This is a genomic window from Frankia sp. CcMO1, from assembly GCF_977945845.1.
In genome coordinates this window covers 1-21,822 of record NZ_CDWTMG010000058.1, presented here as the reverse complement: position 1 = coordinate 21,822, position 21,822 = coordinate 1, and the positions used below count along the sequence as shown (strand labels likewise).

General features: G+C 68.8%; 22 protein-coding genes and 1 tRNA gene. 15 read left to right on the top strand and 8 right to left on the bottom strand.

From position 1 onward, the window contains the following. Nucleotides 1-534 (top strand): hypothetical protein (locus AC08OU_RS10005; protein WP_476604742.1); only part of this gene is annotated, 534 nt, incomplete at its 5' end. Between the two features lie 140 nt (nucleotides 535-674). Here AC08OU_RS10005 and AC08OU_RS10000 read toward each other — a convergent pair. Both AC08OU_RS10000 and AC08OU_RS09995 read right to left on the bottom strand, forming a co-directional pair. Continuing rightward, a complete protein-coding gene (locus AC08OU_RS10000) occupies nucleotides 675-1,847 on the bottom strand; it encodes a hypothetical protein (protein ID WP_476604741.1) in 1,173 nt (390 codons plus the stop codon). Next, complete coding sequence (locus tag AC08OU_RS09995; protein WP_476604740.1) at nucleotides 1,834-2,775, bottom strand: helix-turn-helix domain-containing protein; 942 nt, start codon at nucleotides 2,773-2,775, stop codon at nucleotides 1,834-1,836. The genes AC08OU_RS10000 and AC08OU_RS09995 overlap by 14 nt, the downstream gene beginning before the upstream one ends. 215 nt (nucleotides 2,776-2,990) lie before the next feature. On the opposite strand from AC08OU_RS09995, the gene AC08OU_RS09990 reads away from it, so the two are divergent. Continuing rightward, the gene (locus AC08OU_RS09990) at nucleotides 2,991-3,395 is read left to right on the top strand and encodes a hypothetical protein (protein ID WP_476604739.1); all 405 of its coding nucleotides are present in this window, start codon (nucleotides 2,991-2,993) and stop codon (nucleotides 3,393-3,395) included. Further along, nucleotides 3,392-3,646: a hypothetical protein gene (locus tag AC08OU_RS09985; RefSeq protein WP_476604738.1), complete on the top strand. Its 255-nt coding sequence runs from the start codon at nucleotides 3,392-3,394 to the stop codon at nucleotides 3,644-3,646. The genes AC08OU_RS09990 and AC08OU_RS09985 overlap by 4 nt, the downstream gene beginning before the upstream one ends. Before the next feature lie 96 nt (nucleotides 3,647-3,742). Here AC08OU_RS09985 and AC08OU_RS09980 read toward each other — a convergent pair whose 3' ends face one another. Next, entirely contained in the window at nucleotides 3,743-4,165 is a 423-nt protein-coding gene (locus tag AC08OU_RS09980) for a helix-turn-helix domain-containing protein (protein ID WP_476604743.1), read from the bottom strand. A 299-nt stretch (nucleotides 4,166-4,464) separates the two neighbouring features. Here AC08OU_RS09980 and AC08OU_RS09975 point away from each other — a divergent pair, with 299 nt between their 5' ends. From AC08OU_RS09975 to AC08OU_RS09935, 9 genes are all read left to right on the top strand, one after another. Further along, complete coding sequence (locus AC08OU_RS09975; protein ID WP_476604737.1) at nucleotides 4,465-4,842, top strand: plasmid replication, integration and excision activator; 378 nt, start codon at nucleotides 4,465-4,467, stop codon at nucleotides 4,840-4,842. Between the two features lie 104 nt (nucleotides 4,843-4,946). Further along, entirely contained in the window at nucleotides 4,947-5,240 is a 294-nt protein-coding gene (locus AC08OU_RS09970) for a hypothetical protein (protein ID WP_476604736.1), read from the top strand. Continuing rightward, nucleotides 5,237-5,497, top strand: a complete 261-nt coding sequence (locus tag AC08OU_RS09965; protein WP_476604735.1) for a hypothetical protein — start codon at nucleotides 5,237-5,239, stop codon at nucleotides 5,495-5,497. Before AC08OU_RS09970 ends, AC08OU_RS09965 begins: the two co-directional genes overlap by 4 nt. Next, nucleotides 5,494-7,008: an FtsK/SpoIIIE domain-containing protein gene (locus AC08OU_RS09960; RefSeq protein ID WP_476604734.1), complete on the top strand. Its 1,515-nt coding sequence runs from the start codon at nucleotides 5,494-5,496 to the stop codon at nucleotides 7,006-7,008. The genes AC08OU_RS09965 and AC08OU_RS09960 overlap by 4 nt, the downstream gene beginning before the upstream one ends. A gap of 1 nt (nucleotide 7,009) precedes the next feature. Then, nucleotides 7,010-7,246, top strand: a complete 237-nt coding sequence (locus AC08OU_RS09955) for a hypothetical protein (protein WP_476604733.1) — start codon at nucleotides 7,010-7,012, stop codon at nucleotides 7,244-7,246. Further along, a complete protein-coding gene (locus tag AC08OU_RS09950; protein ID WP_476604732.1) occupies nucleotides 7,243-7,470 on the top strand; it encodes a hypothetical protein in 228 nt (75 codons plus the stop codon). The genes AC08OU_RS09955 and AC08OU_RS09950 overlap by 4 nt, the downstream gene beginning before the upstream one ends. Continuing rightward, nucleotides 7,467-9,209: a replication initiator gene (locus AC08OU_RS09945; RefSeq protein ID WP_476604731.1), complete on the top strand. Its 1,743-nt coding sequence runs from the start codon at nucleotides 7,467-7,469 to the stop codon at nucleotides 9,207-9,209. The genes AC08OU_RS09950 and AC08OU_RS09945 overlap by 4 nt, the downstream gene beginning before the upstream one ends. After that, nucleotides 9,206-9,385 (top strand): helix-turn-helix transcriptional regulator, encoded by a 180-nt coding sequence (locus AC08OU_RS09940; protein ID WP_476604730.1) that lies wholly within the window; start codon nucleotides 9,206-9,208, stop codon nucleotides 9,383-9,385. Before AC08OU_RS09945 ends, AC08OU_RS09940 begins: the two co-directional genes overlap by 4 nt. Before the next feature lie 4 nt (nucleotides 9,386-9,389). Beyond that, nucleotides 9,390-10,556: a tyrosine-type recombinase/integrase gene (locus AC08OU_RS09935; RefSeq protein WP_476604729.1), complete on the top strand. Its 1,167-nt coding sequence runs from the start codon at nucleotides 9,390-9,392 to the stop codon at nucleotides 10,554-10,556. Here AC08OU_RS09935 and AC08OU_RS09930 read toward each other — a convergent pair. Together AC08OU_RS09930 and AC08OU_RS09925 are read right to left on the bottom strand one after the other, a co-directional pair. Further along, nucleotides 10,547-11,209 carry a 5' nucleotidase, NT5C type gene (locus AC08OU_RS09930; protein WP_476604728.1) on the bottom strand — a complete coding sequence of 221 codons (663 nt, stop codon included), beginning with the start codon at nucleotides 11,207-11,209 and terminating at the stop codon, nucleotides 10,547-10,549. The two genes, AC08OU_RS09935 and AC08OU_RS09930, sit on opposite strands and share 10 nt — an antisense overlap. A 370-nt stretch (nucleotides 11,210-11,579) precedes the next feature. After that, nucleotides 11,580-11,652 (bottom strand) — tRNA-Lys (locus AC08OU_RS09925). Between the two features lie 949 nt (nucleotides 11,653-12,601). Here AC08OU_RS09925 and AC08OU_RS09920 point away from each other — a divergent pair. Together AC08OU_RS09920 and AC08OU_RS09915 are read left to right on the top strand one after the other, a co-directional pair. Next, entirely contained in the window at nucleotides 12,602-13,270 is a 669-nt protein-coding gene (locus tag AC08OU_RS09920; RefSeq protein ID WP_476604727.1) for a hypothetical protein, read from the top strand. 100 nt (nucleotides 13,271-13,370) lie between these two features. Continuing rightward, nucleotides 13,371-14,885: an HNH endonuclease signature motif containing protein gene (locus tag AC08OU_RS09915; protein ID WP_476604726.1), complete on the top strand. Its 1,515-nt coding sequence runs from the start codon at nucleotides 13,371-13,373 to the stop codon at nucleotides 14,883-14,885. A 166-nt stretch (nucleotides 14,886-15,051) separates the two neighbouring features. On the opposite strand, the gene AC08OU_RS09910 is transcribed toward AC08OU_RS09915, so the two are convergent. Further along, a complete protein-coding gene (locus AC08OU_RS09910; protein ID WP_476604725.1) occupies nucleotides 15,052-15,315 on the bottom strand; it encodes a hypothetical protein in 264 nt (87 codons plus the stop codon). Nucleotides 15,316-15,788: 473 nt separating this feature from the next. On the opposite strand from AC08OU_RS09910, the gene AC08OU_RS09905 reads away from it, so the two are divergent. Beyond that, nucleotides 15,789-16,457: a superoxide dismutase family protein gene (locus tag AC08OU_RS09905; RefSeq protein ID WP_476604724.1), complete on the top strand. Its 669-nt coding sequence runs from the start codon at nucleotides 15,789-15,791 to the stop codon at nucleotides 16,455-16,457. Between the two features lie 70 nt (nucleotides 16,458-16,527). Here the strand turns inward: AC08OU_RS09905 and fxsT are convergent, their stop codons facing one another. Then, entirely contained in the window at nucleotides 16,528-20,457 is a 3,930-nt protein-coding gene (gene fxsT / locus AC08OU_RS09900) for an FxSxx-COOH system tetratricopeptide repeat protein (RefSeq protein ID WP_476604723.1), read from the bottom strand. Beyond that, a complete protein-coding gene (locus AC08OU_RS09895; protein ID WP_476604722.1) occupies nucleotides 20,447-21,709 on the bottom strand; it encodes a TIR-like protein FxsC in 1,263 nt (420 codons plus the stop codon). The genes fxsT and AC08OU_RS09895 overlap by 11 nt, the downstream gene beginning before the upstream one ends. Between the last annotated feature and the right edge of the window lie 113 nt (nucleotides 21,710-21,822).

The following is a 21,822-nucleotide window of genomic DNA, read 5'->3' as shown; positions in this document are numbered from 1 at the left end:
GCAGCCATGGCCGCCGCGCTTGCGTGGCCTGCGGCGGCGGTGGCCGTGGCCTTCTTGCTACGCCAGCCCGTGATGGGCTGGCTCTCGTCGGATCCGCCTAGCAAGGTCAGGGCTGGTCCGGTCGAGGTCGAGTGGAGCCGGGCACAAGCAGAGGTGGAAGGCGAGGTTGGACCGCCACCGGAGGATTCGTCAGAGGGCCCTCTGGCGGTGCTGAGTGACGAGTTGAGGGCGCTTGCTGAATCGCAACCAGAGCTCGCCGTTCTTGGTGCCTATCGGGAGATCGAGCACGCGCTGCTGACGGTGTTGAAGGACGTCGATGATCCCGAGAAGGCGAGGTCATCAGGGCCACGACTGGCCAGGCTCGCTCTCCGGCACGAGCGTGTCACATCGGAGACAGCGAACGCCGTGGAGGCAATCTCGGTGCTCCGGAACCTTGCTGCGCATGGCGGCCAGGGAGAGATCACGACCGAGCGCGCACACGAATTTCTGGCTATGGCCGACGCGGTGCTCTTTGCCATTCGCTCACGACGTTGAGCGCCGGGGGTGCCCGGCGGAACGGCGCCGGAGGCGCCGCATGTCCGCCGGGCTGGCCCAGCGGCGCGCCGCGCTTGCGCGGCGCCTTGATCCTCAAGAGGTCAATTCGGCAGCATCCGACGTGCGCAGCGGCGCTGGCGTCAGAACGTGGCGAGGTTGCCGCCGATAGTAGGGCCGGCGGGCCAGAACTGGGTGAGGTCGGTCGGGGTGAGCGGGCGTTCGTAGGCGGCGCGGAAGACGGCTTCGATGGTGGCAGTGTCCGCGTGGTCGGCGAGGTTGATGAACCAGTCGGTGCCGGCGGGGTAGCTCCACAGGTAGGACCGCAGCATGGGGTCGGTGCCTCGGTCGGACAGCTCGTTGGCGGTCTCGTTGCTGTCCCAGTAGGGGATCCGACTCCGAGCGTGCGCTGCGGCGTCGGCGGCCGGTACGCCGTTGTTGATCTGTAGGTGCAGCTCGGCCCGGACGAGGTGGACGTAGTGGTCCAGGCGGGTGCGGGCGGCGAGCTTGGCGTCGTCCGGGGTCACGAACAGCGGTAGCGCGGTGGCGAGACCTTCCAGGCAGACCTGGTGGGGGAGGTGCACGGTGAGCAGGCGGGACCATGGCACGTCGGTGGTGGCGGCGACTTGGGCGTAGGTGGCGCCTTGGAGGGCGTGGCCGAGCAGCTCGTGTTGGGCGAACTGCTCGAGGCGGGTCTGGGTGAACACGGCTTGGCGGAGGTTGAAGCGCAGCCGGACGTCGGATCCGGCGCCGTCGAGCCAGTAGGCCCAGTAGTCGTCGACGTCCACGATCTCGATCGTCACCGAGTACGGCGCGGATGTGCCGGCGAGTGCGCGCACGGCCGGTTCGACCTCGGCGGCCACGGCCAGGACCCGGTCCTTGGCTTCGGCGAGTTCGATGTGTCCTTCGAGCTCGTTCAGCTCGGTCATCGTCTCCGGTCCCCAGCCGATGCCGAGATCGGCGAGGGCCGCGCGGGCACGGTCGCCGACGGCGGCGACGTAGTCGGGTGACCACCCAGCCGCCGAGCATCCCTGCGTGTCTCGGATGTACTCCTCGACCGGCGGGCGCTCGCCGAGGACGTGCCGCAGGTACGCCAGATGCGCCCGGATCGTGGCCTCGATGATCGCGTCGTTCTCGGCCACGGCGCGCGCGTGCAGCGCCGTCAGCCGTTGGTAGACGTCGAGCCGGCTGAACGCGGGCTGGACCTGGCCGGCGGCTGGGGCACAGTCGAAGTCGATGACCTGCCGGCCACCACGGGCGGTTTCGTGAGCATGCCAGGAACGGATGGCCTGCTCGACGGCGTCACGCAACCGCACGCGGGAAGTCCCATCGCACGGTCACGAACTGGTTCGGGCGCAGCTCCTTGCGGGTCAGCTCGATCACGACGTCGCCGCCGTCGCGGTTCCACAGCAGGGTTTCCGCGGCAGTGACCTCGGACCCGTCGGGCCGCTCCTCGACCGCCGTGCACTGGGTGAGGGTCTCGACGCCGCGCAAACGCACGCGGATGGTGTACTCGCTGACCGGGTTCACGATCGCCTGCCGCCAATAGTGCTCGTCGCCGAACACCCCGCCGGTGCACGTGTAGGCGACGGTTGCGCTCTCGCCCGGCTGGACCGCGGGGAAGAGCTGGCAGGCGTACGCCAGGTGCGAGGGCGTCTCGTGCATGCGCTGGATCAGCAAGTTGTGTTCGCCGGCCTGCACGGGCTCGACCGCGAGCTTCCCATCGGAGACAGCGAACCACAGCTCACGGACGAACCTGGTGATCGGCGCTGGGGTGTCGTTGCGGATCTCGTGCTGGTAGGTGAGACGGGCGGCACCGTCGGCCGCGATGTCGATCTCCATGGACAGCCGCTCGACCATCTCCCCCGCCGGTGCTGCGGCGGACGGTGCCTCGGGGGCAGGCTGCGACGCCACAACGGGAGCAGACATCACCGGAGCGGTTGGCGCGTCGGGATCGCCCTCCCAGGGGCGCGGGGCAAGACCAAGATAGGGACCGGGGATCCGCAGGCCATCGCAGATGCGCTCGATGAGGTCGAGCATCTTGATGTTGTTACCGCCGTTGATGATCGCGTTGACGCGGCCCTGGTAGAGGCCCTCGACCGAAGCGGCGATCCGGCCCTGGCTCGCGCCGTCCCACTTCTGCATCAGCTTGAACATCGTTTGGAAGTCACGCGCGGCGCACGCCTGCTTGAAGTCGTCACGGGCCAGCAACGCTGCGGAGACCCGGTAGGGAGCGCTAGTCACCTCGGCGTACCCCCTCTCGGCCCGTGCGCTCGGCGATCCACAGAGAGTATCGCGCCTGGCTCAGACTGATATGGACCTTCTGCCGGTCTTCGAGCGCTCGCGCGCCCGTATGGCGCTCGCCAACCGCCGATCCCGCCGCACCGGGACCGGGCGGCCATACCTGCCTGGTGTACCCAGAGCAGCGTTTCGACCGCTCCGCCGCCTGCACGAATGTCGTGGCTAGCCGGCCCTCCCGCGTCGACCTGTTCAAGTCCGCGGGCGGGCTGGCCTCCAAGCCACCGGACGGCGAGCGGAGGGCGCATGTGGGAGGCCAAGGCCACCGAGCGACCAACGGCGGGTTGTCACTGGTCGAGGTCGACGTCGCGACGGACACCGGGCCATCGGTCGTGCGGTTCGTGATGGGACACGGCACGGTCGAGGTCCGCCACGCCGGCCGCTGCGTCGCCGTCCTGGACCGGGACCACTTGCGCACGTGGCTGGTCCAGCCGAGTTCGTGGTGGGCCGTCGGTGACGTGCAGTGGGGCGTGGCCGCCGACGGACGGGTCGTGCTCGTCCTGGTCGGCGTCGGCGCCTGGACGCTCACGCCCTACCTGCTCGCCCGGCTGCGGGAACAGGTGTGATCGGCGCAGGCCGGCTCGACCCGGGGCAGCTGCGCCGGCAGTTGGAGAAGCGAGGCGTCCTCGTCCTGGCCGTGACCGGGCACGTCCACCCGGGACAGTTGCTGGTGTTCTTGCACGGCAGTGACGGCCGCACCAACCAAGAGGATGCCGTGTGTGCTCTCGCCGGCCTTCCCGGCGTGACTCGCGTGGTGGAGAGCCCGCAGACCTGGACCATCTTGACCGTTCACCTGAACGACTCCGAACCGGGCTGAGCGCCGGCTACGGCCGCGAACTGAGCGCGTCCGGCCCCTCCGGCCTGGCTGCTCCGGTTCGCGGCGTCCGGTGTCAAGCGGGCGTTGACGGTCGAGCTACGAACGCTCCCCGCCCCGGACGGCACGGTCGATGCCCTCTTCGATCGCGGCCAGGCGGTCGCTGATCTCGGCGAGTCGGTGGTCGAGCTGGCGCAGCGCCTCGGCCACACCCTCTCCGGACGGTGGAGCGTCGTCGCCGGGTGCCTGGCGGTTGGCGAGCAGGACGCCGGCCAAGTGGTCGTCGGGCCAGTCGAGGGCGCGGGAGATCGCGGCGAGGGTCTTGTTCTGGATGCGGCGGCCGGCGCCGTGCTGGACCTGCCGCAGGGTCGAGACCGAGACACCGGACAGCAACGCGAGCTCTTGCTGACCGATGCGGCGGGCGGCCATCCGGTCGTTGACGGCGGTCGCGACGGCGTCCCAGTCCTCGCCGTCGGCGGGGCCGCGAGAGGTGTACACGCGCCGATTTCTGGCCTCACCCATGGTCGGGATATTAGCCATGGATATGGGACGAGAGCCTCCGCAAGCTGATGTCATACCAGGCTTGTATGGAAATACCATCCTGGTATCGGTGCCCACACCAGTCTTGGATATTCGCATACCAACCGTGAATGCATGCGTCGTCGAACGCTTGAAAAGCGGTTGCCGAGCGTTGCACGCTGTCTCCGCAGGTCACAGGGGTGGCCGAGTCCCACGGCCCGGGAAAGAAAGGCGTCCGCCGAAATGGCGGCTGGCGTGTTTCTTGGGTCGGTCGGGGCGATGTGATGAGTGGAGGTTCGGGAATGGCGGTTGAGGGTCGGATCAATGTGCGGCATGAGGATGTGTTCTCGCAGCCGGTGATTCTGTTGTCGGTGGATCCGGTGGAGGACTTCGACAAGCGGCGGGCGGGGGTCGCGGATCCGCAGGAGCGGGACAAGACCACCGGGTTGCGGTTGTGGTCGGTGTCGGTGTTGGACCCGACCGCGCCGCAGGGGCGGCGGGAGATCAAGGTGAAGATCGCGGCCGATCACGCGCCGGTGCCGCCGAACGGGTTGATGGCGCCGGTGGAGTTCGACGGGTTGCAGGTCATCCCGTACCTGGACGCGAACCGGGCCAAGCCCCGGGTTGCGATCGCCTACCGGGCGGCCGGGTTCCGGATGGGGCGTGCCAAGGCCGCGTGACCAGGCCGGCCTGATTCACGAAATGACGGACGCCCCCGGCTCGGCTGGACCCCGGGCCGGGGGCGCCACCCCCGCACGCCGTGCGGCCGGTGGTGCATCACTGGATGGGAGATCAAGCAATGCACAGCAAGCGTAACCATGCTCGCCCGCCCCGGCCCGCCACCAGCGGCGAGGTCCTCGGCATCGGTCGTCGGGTGGTGCGGGGGCCGCTGGCCAAGCGGTGCCGCACCTGTGATCAGCCGTTCCCGGTGGCCGAGCTGCGGTTCGGCCGGTGCGGGGAGTGTGTCGAGGTGGTCGCGGTCCCGGTGCAGGGGCCGGACGGCCGATTTGTCAGCCCCGGGCCGGAGCGGCCGGCCGCGCTGGCGGCCTCGACGGTCGTGGGGGGTGAGCGTCGATGACCACACACGGCTACGGCTACGACGGTGAGGACTTCTTCCGGCGACTGTGGCACGAGGAGCAGGACCGGGCCTTGGCCGCCTGCCGCGCGGCGGGGCTGCTGACCGGCCTGACTGAAGGGGACTACCCCGGCACCTGTGGGGACCGTCTGGTCCGGATCCGGGGCGTCGTGGACGAGTTGCGGGTCGCGCTGGGGCTCAGCCCACTGTCCTCGCCCGCGACAGGTAACGCGAGTGGTGCGGGTGGTGATGCCCTGTGAAGATCAACGGGACCAGGGTTGATGATCTGATCGGGACCGGGCTGACGACGAAGCAGCGGTATGTGATCCCGTTGTGGGCGTCGGTCCTCGGCGGGGTCGCCACGTGGGCGGGCCGGCTGCTCGGCAAGGTCACGGTGTGGGCGGTCCGCGGGTGGCCGCTCACCGCGCCGGCCGTGCTGCTGTTGGCGCTGTACGTGCGCTTCGGTGGCTGGGCCGCAACGACAGCGGTGATGTGCGCCCTGGCGGCGGGGCTGGTGTGGGCGCACCGGTGGCCGGGGTCCTACTCGCGACTCGTGGCGCAACGCGCCCGGGGTGGGGTGCGGTGGCAGCTCCGGTATCGGCGGCGGTGGCATCCGGCGATGGACGGCACCGGCCTGACCAGGACGACGCCGTCGAGGCAGATGTACGCGCCCAAGGTCACCGGCGTCCGGTCCACCCGGGTGGTGGACACCCTGCATGTCCGGTTGCTGCATGGGCAGACGCCGTTGGAGCTGGCGCAACGCGCCGAGGGGTTGCGGCACGTGTACGGCGCGCACCGCTGCACCGTTGTCGAGGACGCGCCCGGCCGGGTGCGGGTGGTCTTCTACGCCCGTGACCCGCTCCGGCGGGTGGTGCCCACGATCGAGCCGGTGGCGGTGCCGGACCTGGCCGGGTTGCCGGTCGGGCGGGCCGAGGACGGCAGCCCCTACACGCTCGCGCTGCTGGGGCGGCATGTCCTGATCGCGGGCGCCTCCGGGGCCGGTAAGGGGTCGGTGATCTGGTCCCTGATCCGCGCTCTCGGCCCGGCCGTCGCCGAGGGGTGGGTGCGGCTGCGGGGGGTCGACCCGAAGGGCGGGATGGAGCTGTACCCCGGACGTGCCCTGTTCGCCGAGTACGCGGATGAGGACCTGGCCTCGATGCTCGCGCTCCTGGAGCAGGCCGTCGCGGACATGAACGACCGCAAACGCCGGCTGAAGACCGACGGGGTCCGGGTCTTCACCCCCACGACCACGGACCCGCTCGTGGTGATCGTGGTGGACGAGCTGGCGTTCCTCACCGCCTACGCCCCCCGGGAGGTGAAGGCGAAGGTCGCCACCGCGCTCCAGCTCCTGTTGTCGCAGGGGCGGGCGGTCGGGTTCTCGGTGGTGGCCGCGTTGCAGGACCCCCGCAAGGACGTGCTGCCGTTCCGGGACCTGTTCACCTACCGCATCGCCCTACGCCTGGCCGAAGACAGCCACGTCGACATGGTCCTCGGCGACGGCGCCCTCGCCCGCGGCGCCGCCTGCCACCTGATCCCCGCCTCCCTGCCCGGGATCGGGTTCGTCCATGTCGACGGCGCGCACGAACCGGTCCGGGTCCGGTTCACCTGGATCACCGACGACGACATCACCGCCATGGCCGCACGCTGGCCCGCACCCACCGACCCGACTCGAACCAGCGGCGGTGACCGCCTGGTCGTCGTCACTGCCGTCGAACCCCTTGCAGCGCAACAAGTCCAGGACATGGAACGCGTCGAGAACGGGAGGGACTGACATGCGCGCGAACCCTCCCGCACACCTGGCGGTGGTCGCGCCGGTCGGGGCCCTGGTCACCGGGGACGGGCTCACCTTCACGGTTGAGCCGGTCAACCCGGCCGCGATGCCGCACCGGGTCCGCTGCGGCCACTGCCCCTGGCACGCCACCGGCAACCTCGCATCCCTCGTCACAGCCGCCCGCCGGCACAGCCTCGCCCACGAACAAGACAACACCGGGGATCGGTGGTCGCCGTGAGCTGGCTGCTGACCGCCTGCCACCACATCGACGCCCGGGGCCGCTGCTGGGCCGCCGACTGCCTGCCGCCCGGCTGCCTCTGGACCGCCACCGCCGACGCACCCGAGGACGCCGACGACGCCGCCCTCGACCACACCACCCACGCACACCCCGACCAGCTCCACCAACTCGACCAGGACGACCAGGACGACCAGGACGACGAGTTGCGAGAGGAGGACGAGTGACCGCCACAACCACGGCGGAAGCGGTGGTCGCCCCGGCCGAGGACACCCCCCCTCGGCCGGGGCCACGGCCCGGTTCCAGGGCGGCTCGGGCACGGATGCCCCTCGCGCGGGATGTCGTCACCGAAGCTGCGATCTCGCACGGCGTCTGTGTGCGGCCGGTCGCGATGCGGGTCACCGACGTCCACACCGGTGAGGTCCGGTTCGTGGATGTCCCGTGCGGCTCAACGCTCGCGTCGCGGTGCCAGTCGTGTGCGGAACGGGCGCGGCGGCTGCGGATGCACCAATGCCGCGAAGGCTGGCACCTGGACCACGGCCCGTTCCACGCCCCGGACCCGCCCACCAAGGCGCAGAAGGCATTGGCGGTCGAGCGGGCCGACATCACCGCTGCCCGGGATGACTGCCTCGACGCCGGCGACGACGGCACCGCGGCGGCATGCCGGGAGTCGTTGATGGACGTCGACGCCGACCTACGCCGGACCGGCGTCCGGGGCACGGTCGAGCCACCCGCGCGGGAACGGCGGGTGCGCTCGACCCGGCGGCGGCAGGACGCGCCCGACCTGCCGAAGAAGGCGATGGAGAACACCACCCTCGGGCGGGCGTTCGTCGGCCGCGACGGCACCGTGTTCCGGCCGTCGCTGTTCCTGACCGTCACCCTCCCCTCCTACGGGCGGGTGCGCCAGGACGGCACCCCGGTCAACCCGAGCGGCTACGACTACACCCGGGCGGCGCGGGACGCGCTGGCGTTCTCCCGGCTGCTCGACCGGCTCGTGCAGAACCTGCGCCGGGTCGCCGGCTACGACGTGCAGTACTTCGCCACCGTCGAACCCCAACGACGCCTCGCCGCACACGCGCACTTCGCCATCCGCGGCACCATCCCGCGGTCACTGATTCGGCAAGTGGTCGCCGCGACGTATCACCAGGTGTGGTGGCCGACGACCGGCGACCCGGTCTACAGCGCCGACCGCGGGCCGATCTGGACACCGGACGGATACGCCGACCCTGAGACCGGTGAGTTGCTGCCGACCTGGGATGAGGCGCTCGACCAGCTCGACGACCCCGACGCCGAACCTCGGCACGTGGTCCGCTTCGGCCCACAGATCGACATTCAGGGGCTGCTCGCCGGCACCCCCGACGCCGACCGGCGGATCGGGTACCTGGCGAAGTACCTGACCAAGTCCATGGGCGAGGCTCATGCCGCTGACGCCGGGGCGCAGAAGGCGCACATGGACCGGCTGCACGCGGCGCTCTCCGTGGAGCCGTGCTCGCCGGCCTGCCCGAACTGGCTGCGGTACGGGATCCAACCCAAGGGCGCCCGGCCCGGCCAGACCCCCGGCGGGTGCCGGTCCAAGGCCCACAAGCGCGAACACCTCGGCTACGCCGGCCGCCGCATCCTCGTCTCCCGCAAATGGTCCGGCAAAACCCTCGCCGACCACCGCCACGACCGCCGCGCCTGGGTCCTGGCCACCCTCGGCATCACCGACCAGCCCAGCGACATGCGCCGCGACAACTACGAATGGAAACCCGCCGACCCCGACGACCCCATCCGGCCCCTGGCGAACCGGCTCCTCCACGCCATCGCCCAACGAGCCCGCTGGCGCGCCGCCTACGACGCCGCAAGACGCGGGGATCCACCTCCGCCGGCGGGCGGCTCCAGCTCGCCACCCGGCGTCAAGGACGCATTGACACCCGACGGCACCGATTCGGCAACCCCCACCCACGGAAGGGACACCGCAGCGTGAACCGGCTCTGGAGCGTCAACGACGTCGCGGAGTACCTCGGCGTGCCGGTCAAGACCCTCTACCAATGGCGCACCGCCGGCTACGGACCACCCGCCCGCCGCGTCGGCAAGTACCTGCGCTACAAGCCCGACGACGTCGAAGCCTGGTTCGACACCATCACCACCGAAAGCGCCTGAGCGGATGGGCCGACCACCGCTCCCGCTCGGCACGATGGGCGAGATCCGCTGCTATAAGCTCGGCAAGGGCAAGTTCCGGGCGACGACGAACTACCGGGACTACGACGGCGTCACGCGTCGCGTCGAGCGGGTCGGCAAGAGCGAGACCCAAGCCCGCAACCGGCTCAAGGAAGCCTGCCGCGACCGGGGCCGCGTCGACGCCGACGCCGAGATCACCGCCCGGACCACCATCAAGGCCGTCGCCGAGCTGTGGTTCGCCGAGGTCCAAGCGGCCGTCGACGCCGGCGAACGCTCCCCCGGGACAGGCCAGGCGTACCGGGACCGGCTCGACAACCAAGTCCTTCCGGCAATCGGCAACCTACGGCTCGGCGAGATGTCCGTCTCGCGCGTCGACCGGGTCATCAAGGCCACCCGCGAACACCACGGCGTAGCGGTCGCCAAGCTCACGCGCACCGTGCTGTCCGGCGTGCTGGGCATGGCCGCCCGCCACGACGCCATCCCGGCCAATCTCGTCCGTGACGCCGCGCCCATCCGCCAGACCAGCAAGGAACATCGGGCGCTCACGCTGGAACAGGTGTGGGACCTCCGCGCCAAGGTGGCGGCCGATCAGAAGGCGACCGATTGGGACCTGGTCGACTTCATCGACGCCATGCTCGCCACCGGTCTGCGCATCGGCGAGACGGCGGCGGTCACCTGGCCGGCGCTCGACCTGGACGCCGGCACCGTCGAAGTGCGCGGAACGGTCATCCGGATCAAGGGTGCGGGGCTGGTCATCAAGCCCAAGCCGAAGTCCAAGAGCGGGTGGCGAAAGGTCGAGCTCCCCGGCTGGGCCGTCGCCATGCTCAAGCGGCGCCAGGCCGACGCCATCCCGAACGACTGGGACGCCGTCTTCACCTCAGCTACGGGCAAGCTGCGTGACCCGAGTAACACCCAAGCCGACCTGCGCGACGTCTTCGACCGGGCCGCCTACCCCGACGTCACCTCACACACCTTCCGCCGCACCGTCGCCACCCTCATGGACCAGGCGGGCCTCAGCGCACGCGCCGCCGCCGACCAACTCGGGCACGCCAAGGTGTCCATGACCCAGGATCACTACTTTGGCCGGCGGGTCGCCAAGACCGGCGCCGCAACAGTGCTGGCCGCCGTCTATCGATCCCCAGACTATGGGTAGATCTTTGAATTGAAGTCCGGTGGGCTCTCTCCTGGCCCAGGCGGCAGCGGCAACTCTTTATCCATCCGCCATTGATAGTAGGTCTTCCGAATTTCCTTCTCTACGCTAGCCCAATCGTTCGCACGCCGAGGGGATACTATGTTCTTGTTGGTGGAATTAGTGAATGCAATCACGTCACAATCACAGGCCGCTAATCGTTCAATATTGGAAGGAGAATCCTCGACATAGATATCCGCATTGACAAGCTCCTTGTCTCTCATGAAGCAGAGGTCCCAGTACGGAATGGCGTGCCTGTCGAGCCATGCCACAGTCTGCTCAACCGCCATCTGATGGAAATAATGAATAAAGAGGCGGTGCGTAATTATCCGGATACGCACGCCTTCAGCCCCGAGTCGCCTTATCGCCTGGGGGGCGCCTGCTATTACAGGCGGGTCGCTGAACAAATTCCTTTGTGTGACCGCGAATCGATGAATCCGCTCATACTCGCCGGGCACAAGGCCCCACTCCGGCAAGCCGTAACTGACCTCTTTGGGGAGGGATTCGAGGGGAATATCTCGCCACTCGGCGGTGATCCTACGCATGTGTTCGTAGAAATCAGCCACAACACCATCGAGATCAAGGCCCAGGACGAACTCAGGAGCAGACGAAGGCACACAGCCTCAATCGGTACTTTCGGCCGACTACTTGAGCCTCACCGACGCGGTTCAAAGCATTCGTCCGAACATGGGGGCAGCAGCAGCGGTCGACGCTCACCCCAGCGGGAGAGTCTGGGAAACGGCACCGCCGGGACTTCAGTGACTGCGAGCAGTCAAGACCATCCACAGCGAGACCGCCGAAGGCCAACGCTTCGGGCGGCGCCAACCCTGTACACGCTCCGACGGACTGGGCATCTTCCACTATCAAGCGGCAACGGCACTCGCGGCCCCCTCGACCGCCCGGAGCGGAAGGGACACGAAACGTGAGGGTAAAGTGTGGTCGTGATCTTGCCAGGTCGGGTCACAACCCGGCTGACCTGCGCAGATGTGGGCCCCCGGGGGATCGAACCCCGAACCCGCGGATTAAAAGTCCGCTGCTCTGCCGATTGAGCTAGAGGCCCATAACCGCGGGCCCGAGATGCCTGGCACGGCCGCACGATCAGGCGCCAGTGTCTCAGACTCGCCGGGGTGCGGAAGACGTCCTACGGGCTACGCCGTCGAGGCCGCCAGTTCCGGCCCTGCGTCCCCGCCAGCTCCTGCGCCCACGCGCAGGTCACCGGTCAGGTACCGAGGACCGCCGTGCTCGTCGTCGACCTTTCGGGCGCCGACCGAACCTCGTCAGGCCATCCCCCGTCCGCCAAGCACACGACACAGATCGACCGGAGACGTCCGATCCTGATAGGCCCGTCCTCGACAAACCCCGAAGCTTGAGAGTCAGACCCGCCGGACTGAGCCGGGGGGCCGGGGGTGCCGGGGGGTGCCGGGAGGTGCCGGGAGGTGCCGGGGGTGCCGGGGGTGCCGGGGGGTGCCGGGAATGGCGACCGCGACCTGGCATTCCATCGATCCTCAATCGCGCTGCAATGCCGGCCGGTCACCGTAGCGGCATGGCCCAGCAGCGGCGTGCCGAGGGGGACGCCGCTGCGTGGCCCCAAATCCGAGCTCGACGTGGTCCCGGCGACGGCCCGGCAGCTGTCGGACACCAGGGCCCGCGAGGACGAACACCTGCGCGACGCCTCCGGCCTCTCCCGGGGCCGTCTCGCGAAGCGATGTCCGTTTCACGCCAGGCGATCAACTCGAGCGAGACGGGCCGGACACCACACCCGCGGGGACTGTCCACCGACCCGGCGCAGCTGACCGGTGTCGAGATGAGCGCGCCGAGCACTCCCCCTGCGATCAGGGGAGACATGATCTTGAATCGCGTATCCACGGTCCGCCACCGGCAGCCTGATCGTCGCAACACCTTCCCCCGGCCGCGGAGCCCTTGGCCGCGATCATGCTCTCCCGATCCGAAGAAGCATGGGCAGAGCCCCGGACCCGCTTGGCAGCCCTGTGCGATCACCGATCCCGACCATGGGCGCGGAAGGGGATCCCTGTCGGCTACCCTCCCCGCCAGTGAGCTTCGCCCTCAGCGTCTTCGACGTCTTCGCCACTGCCATCCCCGGCGGCCTCTACCTGGCCACGTTCGTCTACATCGCGCTCCGCCTGGACTGGCTCTCGGACGCACCCGACGTCGGGTCCAACGCATTCATCGCCTTCGTCCTGACCTTCGTGATGTCTTTCCTCGCCGGCCACGTGAGCTACGGAATAGGTAGATGGCTCAACCGCGTGCTGCCCGGCACCCGTTGGCGCGACGTGGAGACCACCAAGCAGCGCTTCCTCGCCAGATGTCCGGCGGCACAGGGGAGACCGTTCGTGGACGCGGACATCTTCCTGCTCATGACACGCGTTCAGCTCGCGAACGAGGAGCTGGCTCTGGAGATCGCGCGCCTGCGCAGCCTCGGGTTGATGCTGAGACATTCCGTGCCCCCGCTGGCTGCCCTTGCGGTCCTCAGCCTCGTCGAGCTGCTCGCCGGGGACCAGGGCTGGGTGGCCTTCACCGCGGTGCTCGTCTTCGCGGGCGCCACCGTCGGAGCCCTCATGCACGGTCGGGAACTTGCCGACTGGGCGCGCATGAAGACACTCGAGTCGGCGTTCTGGATCCCCGACATCGACGCGGACCTGTCCCGGCAACGGCCCTGACGGAGGCGGCGAGACGCGCCTACTGGTGGCTGGAGATCGTTGCCCGGCAAGGACTTTCCGGTGTGCCGGAATTGTCGGTGGTGGCTTGTAGCGTGGTCTCATGGATCCGGGGGGAAGCGGCGACGACGGTGTCGGGCAGGCGCTTGACCTGCTCAACGCCGGACTGGCCAAGCTCTCCGCCGCGAACTTCTGGGCTCAGTCCGATTCCCAGGCGCGGGCGACTCTGGTCCGGATGCAGAAGGTGACCACCGGTTTGGAGGCTCAGCGGCTGCACATGGTCCGCGACGTGGATTCGCGGCCCGACGCGGTTCCCGGCGCGAAGCCGGGTCAGGTGGCGTCCACCTTCCTGGTGCACGCGCTGAACGTCTCCGGGCGGCAAGCCGCGTTGGATGTGAAGGCCGCCCACGCGATCGACCCCGACGAATCGTCGGGGTCGGTGCGGCGGTTGCCGGTGCTGGGGGCGGCGTTGGCGGCGGGTGAGGTGTCGCGGGAGCACGTCGACGTCGGGGTCCGGGTGTTGAAGCACATCCCCAACCACCTGCTGACCCGGGCCGGCGACGACGGCGTCCCCGGCGTCGAGAAGGTGGACATCTGGCTGACCGACACCTCCAGGACGCTGCCGCCGTCCACGATCAAGCAGGTCGCGAAGCATCTGTTGAATGTGGTGGACCCGGATCACGCGGACCGGTTGGACCCCCGCGCACTGGAGCGGCGGGAACTGCATACGGCGGTGGATTCGACCGGGATGGTCGTCGTCTCCGGCCAACTCGACCCGCTCACCGGGGCCAAGCTGCGGCGGACGCTCGCGGCGTTCTCCCGCCCCGACCCCACCCGGCACGAGACCGACGACCAGGGCGAGACGCTCGGCATCCGCGACACCCGCACCGCCGCGCAGCGGCGCGTGGACGCCCTCGGCGCGATCTGCGACCGGGCGATGGCCAACCTCCCCAACAACGACCACGACACCGGCGACGAGACCGACGACGCCACAACCGCCCGGCGACAGGACTGCACGGTGCCGCGGATCATCCTGCACACCACCCCCGACCTACTCCACGAGGCCCTGCACGCCCACCCCGGGTCGGAAAGCGTCCCGCCCAAGAAACCGGCGGGTCCGCCGCTGCTCGGGATCAGTGAATGTGACCATCTCGGACGCGTCGGCCCTGGGGTACTCGGGGTGTGGGCCTGCGACGCCCTCATCGAACGCGTGCTGCTGGCCCCCAATGGGGCGGTGCTGGACCTGGGCCGCGCCGTCCGGACCATCACCCCAGCACAACGCCGCGCCCTCGTCGCCCGAGACCGGGGATGCGTCATCCCCGGATGCTCGGCACCGCCGGAATGGTGCCAGGCACATCACGTGCAGTGGTGGAGCCAGGGCGGACGAACCGACATCAACGCTCTGGCGCTGGCCTGCACCCGCCACCACGCTGCCGTCCACGCCGGCATCTGGGACCTGCGAATGATCAACGGCATCCCCTGGGCCAGGCCACCCTCCACCATCGACCCCCGGCGTAGATGGGTCAGAAACACCTACCTCCAAGCGATCACCACCTCCGCACGCCTCGGCACCCAACTCCGACTACCCGGCACCGAACCCGAGAGCGACGACCCGTAGTGATCAGGACCGACCCACTCGAGCCGGCGTCACGCCCAGGTGCGGCCAACCGCTCGCCCACCCACCGCACGCGTCGGCGCCGTCGTCCACGGGGAGGAAGCCCGACCGACGCCGGGTTTCGCATAGGAGTCGCCGGGCGCGATTGAGCGTCGCGGCAGTGGGGATATCAGGCGCTACGACCGGCCAGCCGCGCTGCCCGCATGGCGAGGTACCGCTGCTCCGGAACGCTCGTGGCACGGCGCGCGGCCTGCCGGTACTCCGCCGCGGCGTCGTCGAACCGCCCTGCCAGCTCGAGCAGGTGTGCGCGAGTAGCGAAGAGGCGGTGGTGCTTCGCCATGCGCCGGTCGGACTCCGGTTCCGTCACCACTGCCAGACCGGCCGCCGGTCCCCGCACCTGGGCGAGCGTGATGGCCCGGTTGAGCGGCACCATCGGTCCCGGGGACCATCTCCGACTGCGGCGTCCGAGAACCTGCGGCGCGAGGTCGCGCAACAGATCCTCGGTGACGCCGTCGTGTGGACCGGCCTCGGTCCGGACGCCGCCCCACCGGCCTGCTCGCTCACGCCTGGAAGGCTGGTGCAGGACGGGCCACACCTCGAGCGGGTCGATGTCCGCGAACCGCGGCGGCGTCGGCGAGGCCGTTGGTTTCCGTAGATCAGCATCAGGCGCTTCATCACAGGCTCCTTCGGGTCCGCACGCCCGGTGCCGTGCCGTCGCCCGGTGGTCGTGGCCGTCACCCGGATCTCGACATCAGGGCGCCATGAGCGTGGTGGGTTGCGCGCGCGGCGCCGGGTGACCAGGGTGGTTCCCGACGAAATTGAGGCTTTCACCCCTTCGGAAGGAACCGTTCGGTTCGGGGTTCCGTACAGAGGGGCGACATGCCCACTACGTACAGGGGGAACCACGTGACCGTAACGAATCGTCACGGCATCCGCCGCATCGCCACGCGGGCCGCCTGGGTGGCGGCACCGCTCGGCATCCTGGCCGCGCTCCTTAATGGCGCGCCGTCCCAGGCCGAGGGGCTCGTCGCACAGACCACGCTGCGCACCGCCGACGGAGAGTCGGTGGGTCAGGCGATCTTCTTCGTCCGGGAGAGCAAGACCTACGTCCGGGCGTACGTACGGCTCGGCAACCGGACCACCGCCGACGCGTTCCACGGTTTCCACATCCACGCCAACGACAATCCCGCCAACGGCGCTGGATGCATCGCCGACCCCACCAAGGCCCCCTCCACCTGGTTCGTCTCCGCCGATGGGCACCTGTCCGAGACGGGCCAGACACACGGCAAGCACGACGGCGACTTCCCGAGCCTGCTGGTCGGCACGGACGGGACGGCGCAGTCGAGCTTCACCAGCAGCCGCCTGGACGCGGCCCAGCTCGACGGCCGGGCGTTGATCGTCCACGCGAGCCCCGACAACTTCGGGAACATCCCGCTCGGCACCGCGCCGGACCAGTACACCGCCAACTCCCCGGAGGCGACGACCAAGACCGCGGGGACCGGCAACGCCGGTGACCGCGTGGCCTGCGGCGTGATCAAGCTGGTCGGCGGCAAGCGCGCCCGCGACATCCGCTGACCACGGGACACCCGCGGATTCAAGGTTCTTCTGACCTGCGGGAACGGTTAGAAGAACCTTGAATCCGGCACTACACCGGCTGCGGCTCCAGGTCGCGACTGATTCGGCGCCAGCGGCGGCCCCACTCGATATGGGGGTGCTCGGCGCCCAGAACGCGCTCCAGCTCAGTGAGGGACCTAGCCATGATCTGCTGGGCTTCCTCCACACTTCCCAGAGCACGGAGGGTAATCGCCAGGTTCCCCGCGCTGAACAAGCTGTCGGGGTGACTAGGCCCAAGGCGACGTTCGAGCCTCGTGTGTGTCTCCCGTTCGAGACCCTCCGCCTCCTGCAACTGCCCGCTGTCCGCAAGCACATTGGCCAGGTTGATGGCGGCAGCCAGCGAGTGTGGATGTTCCATGCCGAGCGTGGTGGAAAAGGCATCACGTGTGCGGCGTGACGCCGCCAAGGCCTCCTCCAGGCGCCCGACGCTTCGGAGATAGATGGCGCGATTGTTGGCGCACACCAGCGAGTACTGGTGGTCCATGCCGCGCGACTTGATGTACGCCGCCATCGTCTCGTCCGCTAGCTCGAGCGCCGCCTCCGCCTCGCCGAGCGCCGACAGGTCGCACGCGAGGTTGAGCATGCAAGCAAGGGCATCCGGGTAGTCAGGCCGGTAGCTGAGGCGGTACTGCTCCAGTGTCGCCGCGCTGAGTTGGTGCGCTTCCTCGTGCTCGCCTTGCTTGCGCAGCGACACGGCCAAGCTCGACGCCGTGCGCAGCGTTTCCGGAAACTCCGACCCCAGCAGCCGCTGGTACTGCTCGAGGGTGACCCGCAACAGACTGGTCGACTCCCGGAAGGTGCCGGCCTCGCGCAGGTCGCGGGCAAGGTTGGCCGCCGACATCAGCGTGAACGGGTGATCGGGTCCCAGCACCTGCTTACGGTGGTTCAGCGTTCTCGCGTCCAGCTCCCTGGCGCCGAAGCAGTCCCCGCTCAGCCGCAGCGCCAGCGACAGATTGTTGGCCGCGGACAGGCTCAGTGGATGGTCCTCGTCGAACAGGTTGCAGAAGCTCTCGTAGGTCTTCCGTGCCATCTCCAGCGACCCCTTCAGGTCACCGAGGGCACCGAGGTCGGCCGCGACGCAGCCGCTCGTCATAAGCGTGTGCACGTAGTCCGGCCCGAACTCCGCAGTCTGTCGTGCGAGCACAGCCTGGTCGATGGCCAAGGCGGCGGAATAGTCACCTTGTGACCGGAGCACGTTGCCCATGTGGTACTGCAGGTAGAGCAGCTGTCGGTCGTTCGGGCCACGGGTGGACTCCCAGAACACGGCCAACCGGCGGGCGAGGGTCATCGCATCGTCGTACTCGCCGCGCAGCCACATATACCGGACCCTCTCGACGAGAAGGCCCCGCACCGGCTCCTCGATGCACTCACTGGCGTTCGAGGGTGCCAGGTGCGGCCAGATGTCGCGGTAACGGGACCAGTTCTCAGGGTCGTCGGTGGCGCCCTGTCTCGGTCGCCCGCTAACCAGGATGCGGTGGACGTCATGCTGCGTGTCCTCGAACTTCTCCGGCGTCATGCTGTCCCGCACCACGGCCTGCACGAGCCGGTGAACCTGGATGCTGGACCTGCCCTGGTCCACCTTGGCAAGGGCATAGCGACCGATCTCCCGGATCACCCGGCCGAGGATCATCTTCTCCTGCAACGCGGGGTCGTACGGCAACAGGTACCGGATCGCTTCGTCGCCGTACAGCAACTGCAACGAGATCGGTTCTGGACCGAAGCATGAACACAGCTCCAGCAGCCTCACGGCCGCGGGCCATTGATCACCGAGGCGCTGGATCGACACCCGCCACGTCGCCGCCGCCGACAACGGGTAGTCCTGTGGCTGGCTCTCCTCCAGCCACTGAGTCAACTGCGTATCCAGGAGCGACACGTATTCAGCGACCGGCATTCCCGTCGTCTCGAGCCAAGCGCTCGCAAGCTCGATGGCGAGAGGCAGGTCACCAAGGAGCTGCGCGACCGCCGCCGCCGACGACGGATCGAGGCCGGTGACACGGCTGGTGAGATGCTCCACGGACTCCTCACGCGAGAAGGCGTCCACCTCGATGGACGCCGCCACCGTGGACCAAGCGGGGTTGCGCGAGGTAATGATGATGTGGCCGGGACCGTGCGGCAGGTGAGTCGCGAGCCGTTCCGGGTCTTCGGCGTTGTCGAAGACCAGCAGCCATCGCTTGTAGGGGCGCCCCAGGCGCAGTGCCTCCCGGACGGCCTCGGCGGCCTCGTCGATGTTCTCACCACGCCGGATCTCTATCGCGGGAGCGATATCTGCCAGAGACTGAGCAATTAGCTCCTCCTGTTCAGCGCTGACCCACCAGACAAGGTCATAGTCCGCCCGGAAGCGGTGCGCGAACTCCAGCGCCAGCTGAGTCTTGCCGACACCGCCGAGGCCGTGCAGCGCCTGCGGCATGACCACGGCGGCGCCCCCGGCCGACAGCTGGTCTCGCAGCTGGTCCAGCAGTGCCGCGCGGCCGGTGAAGGAAGCGTTCCGGGTGGGCACGCTCCACACCGGTGGCAGGGTCCCGGGGAAGCGTGCGCCGGACGTGGCGTCATGACCCAGCCTGTCGACGGGCAAGGGCTGGTCGACGGCGCGCAGGATCGCCTCCTCGGCCGCGGCCTCGTCCAATCCCGCGAGGTCGACCGTGCTCCACGCGTCGAACGGAGGGCTGAGGCCCACGTCGGCAACACGGATCGGAACAAGCCTCCGGCCCGTCCGCGCCGATTCGGCGGAGGCGAGCGTCTCCCATACCGCTCCGGCCCGTGCCGAGCGGAGGTAAGAACCCGACAGGATGACGATCGTGCGCCCGGCGGACGACACCGCCTGACGCACTTCGGCCGACAAGTTCGTCCCCGGAGCAAATCCCGTGCCTTGGGCCACCACACGTGCACCGGCGTGCTCCAGCACCTGCCCGATCCAGTCCGCCCAGACCCGGTCCTCGGGTGCATAGCTGATGAAGACATCGGGGGAGGCGACGACCGGAGGCCGGCGCTCGAACGCTGCCGAATACCGCTTGCGCACGTGCTCGGCCATCGGGGGCAGTTCGCGCACGCTACCGTCCGTCAGGGCCACAGTCAGCCGCTCGTACGCAGCGAGCAGAGAGTTTGCGATGCGCGGCTCGTCAGCGAACGTCGCAAGCGTCTCCTCATAGGCGAAGTAGGGCTTGTACGGGATCTCCACGTCGCCCCAGTAGCGCTGCACCTCGCCAGCGGACAGACCTCGCGGGAACCCGGCGAACTTCGCCCGCGCCAAGGACCGTCCGTTCTCCAGCTTGCTCTGCTCGCCGTCCTCGACCCGCATCGGAACCGGGAGAATCCGGATCTCACGATCCGTGCGGAGATCCTCGATGGACCGCGCGACAGCGGCGGCACCCTCGATGGACTGCGTGGAGAGAGTGAAGCAGTTCACGACGACGTCGGGGAACCGTGCCGTGCAAACGCTTGCGATGTCGCTCAGACCCGTCCTGCTGTCCAGCAATGTGTAGTCATAGTGGCGCCGCATGTCCGCGCGCATGGCCGCGAATAGATGCGCGCCGCCCAGACGGTGAGTGAACTCGTCCCACTGGAAGCCGGCCAGCGCCGTCGTGTACGAGCGACCAGGCCGCCCGGCCGAGATGATGTCGAGACGGCCGTCGCCGGGAAAGGTCCAGTCGAGAGATACGGCATGCGGCAGAGCGCGCGCATACGGAACGTGCCAGTCTCCCCCACGGTCGCTGTGCTGGGTCGCAGCCCGCGCGTACTCAGTGAGCATGTCGACCACACCCTCCGTCGCGTCCAGCAGCTCGAGGTCCAGGAAAGGGTGGAAGAACCGCTGCAACCCTGGGGCGTCGAGGTCCCAGTCGACGACGAGCACCCGCTTGCCGCCGCTCGCCAGGATCCAGGCCACGTTGGCCAGGGCCATGGTCCGGCCGGTGCCCCCCTTGTAGGAGAAAAACGTGATGACCTCGCCGGCTCGATCATTGTCCATGGGTACCTCCCGTGTCCCCTGGCGGCGTGGCGACCACGCGCGGTGCATGGGTAAGGAATCGGTTCAGGGCGCCGTCCAGCAGGGAAGGAAGCTGCCGCCGGAACTGCTCTGCCGTATGGGTATGCACGACGCCGAAGGACGACGAGCCACCGTCGTCGCCGAGGCGGCGCGGCGCTCTCGCCTGGAACGCCTTGCGGAGGTCGTCCCTGCGAGCCTGCGTCTGGGGGTCCTCTTTGTCCCAGACCACGGCGACGCCCAGCCAGCTCGCGTCCATCGCATCGAGGCTCTGCAGGACTGCCGACTTCCGTTCGTGCAGCGATAGCCAGGGGTCGATGAGAACGACACCGGGACCGGCCGCCAGCCTTCTCCAGTCTATGGACTCCAGGCCCTCCTCCAGGGAGAGGACTCGGGGCTCGTACCCGAACGAGCGGGCGATGGCGCATGTCACGTCGACGAGCGGCCGCGTGGCGGCACCTGGGAAGGGATTCCACTCCGCCGGTGCGCCCCCGTAACAACCGGAGGCCCGATCGGCCGGCAGATCCGCCGCGGTCGGCGCCGCCACCAGGACCGTCAGGCGCCGGTGCGCTGGGACGACCTGCGGCGGGTCCTGGAAGTCGTCGTGCGCCAAGTGAAGTTCGCTCACATGACAGGGCCGAAGCGCCGCGCCGTCCGCAGCTCTCATGATCTCGCTCGCCACGTGATGGACCACTCTCTGGTACACGGAGCGATAGGCATGATTCTTGATGAGAGTGAATAGGCCATTCTCGGCGTAACCCTTGCCGATGGTTCGGAAATTCAGCTGGACATGGCGTGCCGCATTCGGAATTTGAGCCTCACTGACGGGCGTCCACAGCACCGGGACGATCGGTGGCGCCGTCTCACCACGACGAGCCCTGTGATCAAGAACGCGCCGGGTGAAAGCATGCCACTCGCGACCACATTCGGGGCGGGTAAAGTATCGCGGTGAATAGAGCGGGACGAAGACCCTGCAGGTCGCCAGGGCACTCGCGACGGCGTTGCGCCAGTCCTCGCCGGACTGAATCCCATTCTGATCCATGAAGCCCGGCGAGAGGTCTGTGGGCCAGGTGGTGTGTTCGACGATTTCTTCACACAAGTGATCGTAAAACCGTGCCACCCAAGGTCGTTGCGGCGTGTGGGCATACGCAAGGAAGAAGTACGGCGCAACTTCGGACCCCGCTAACCCATCCGTCACAGCACCCCCAGGCAGGCGAGCGTCCGTTGTTGCGATCACGACATAGCCGACAGGATCTCCAGGTTAAATGACGCCACCACGCCTGGGAAGAGCGCCATTTGAGACAACAAAAGGACGGATTTCCTCGGCTGATGGGGTGCGGCCTCGGGGTA

Coding starts and splice junctions, on each gene's coding strand:
- fxsT (WP_476604723.1), bottom strand. CDS start 20,457: ATGGACAATGATCGAGCCGGCGAGGTCATCACGTTTTTCTCCTACAAG.
- AC08OU_RS09955 (WP_476604733.1), top strand. CDS start 7,010: ATGCGCGCGAACCCTCCCGCACACCTGGCGGTGGTCGCGCCGGTCGGG.
- AC08OU_RS09920 (WP_476604727.1), top strand. CDS start 12,602: ATGGGCGCGGAAGGGGATCCCTGTCGGCTACCCTCCCCGCCAGTGAGC.
- AC08OU_RS09975 (WP_476604737.1), top strand. CDS start 4,465: ATGGCGGTTGAGGGTCGGATCAATGTGCGGCATGAGGATGTGTTCTCG.
- AC08OU_RS09970 (WP_476604736.1), top strand. CDS start 4,947: ATGGGAGATCAAGCAATGCACAGCAAGCGTAACCATGCTCGCCCGCCC.
- AC08OU_RS09915 (WP_476604726.1), top strand. CDS start 13,371: ATGGATCCGGGGGGAAGCGGCGACGACGGTGTCGGGCAGGCGCTTGAC.
- AC08OU_RS09910 (WP_476604725.1), bottom strand. CDS start 15,315: ATGGTGCCGCTCAACCGGGCCATCACGCTCGCCCAGGTGCGGGGACCG.
- AC08OU_RS09965 (WP_476604735.1), top strand. CDS start 5,237: ATGACCACACACGGCTACGGCTACGACGGTGAGGACTTCTTCCGGCGA.
- AC08OU_RS09935 (WP_476604729.1), top strand. CDS start 9,390: ATGGGCCGACCACCGCTCCCGCTCGGCACGATGGGCGAGATCCGCTGC.
- AC08OU_RS09980 (WP_476604743.1), bottom strand. CDS start 4,165: ATGGGTGAGGCCAGAAATCGGCGCGTGTACACCTCTCGCGGCCCCGCC.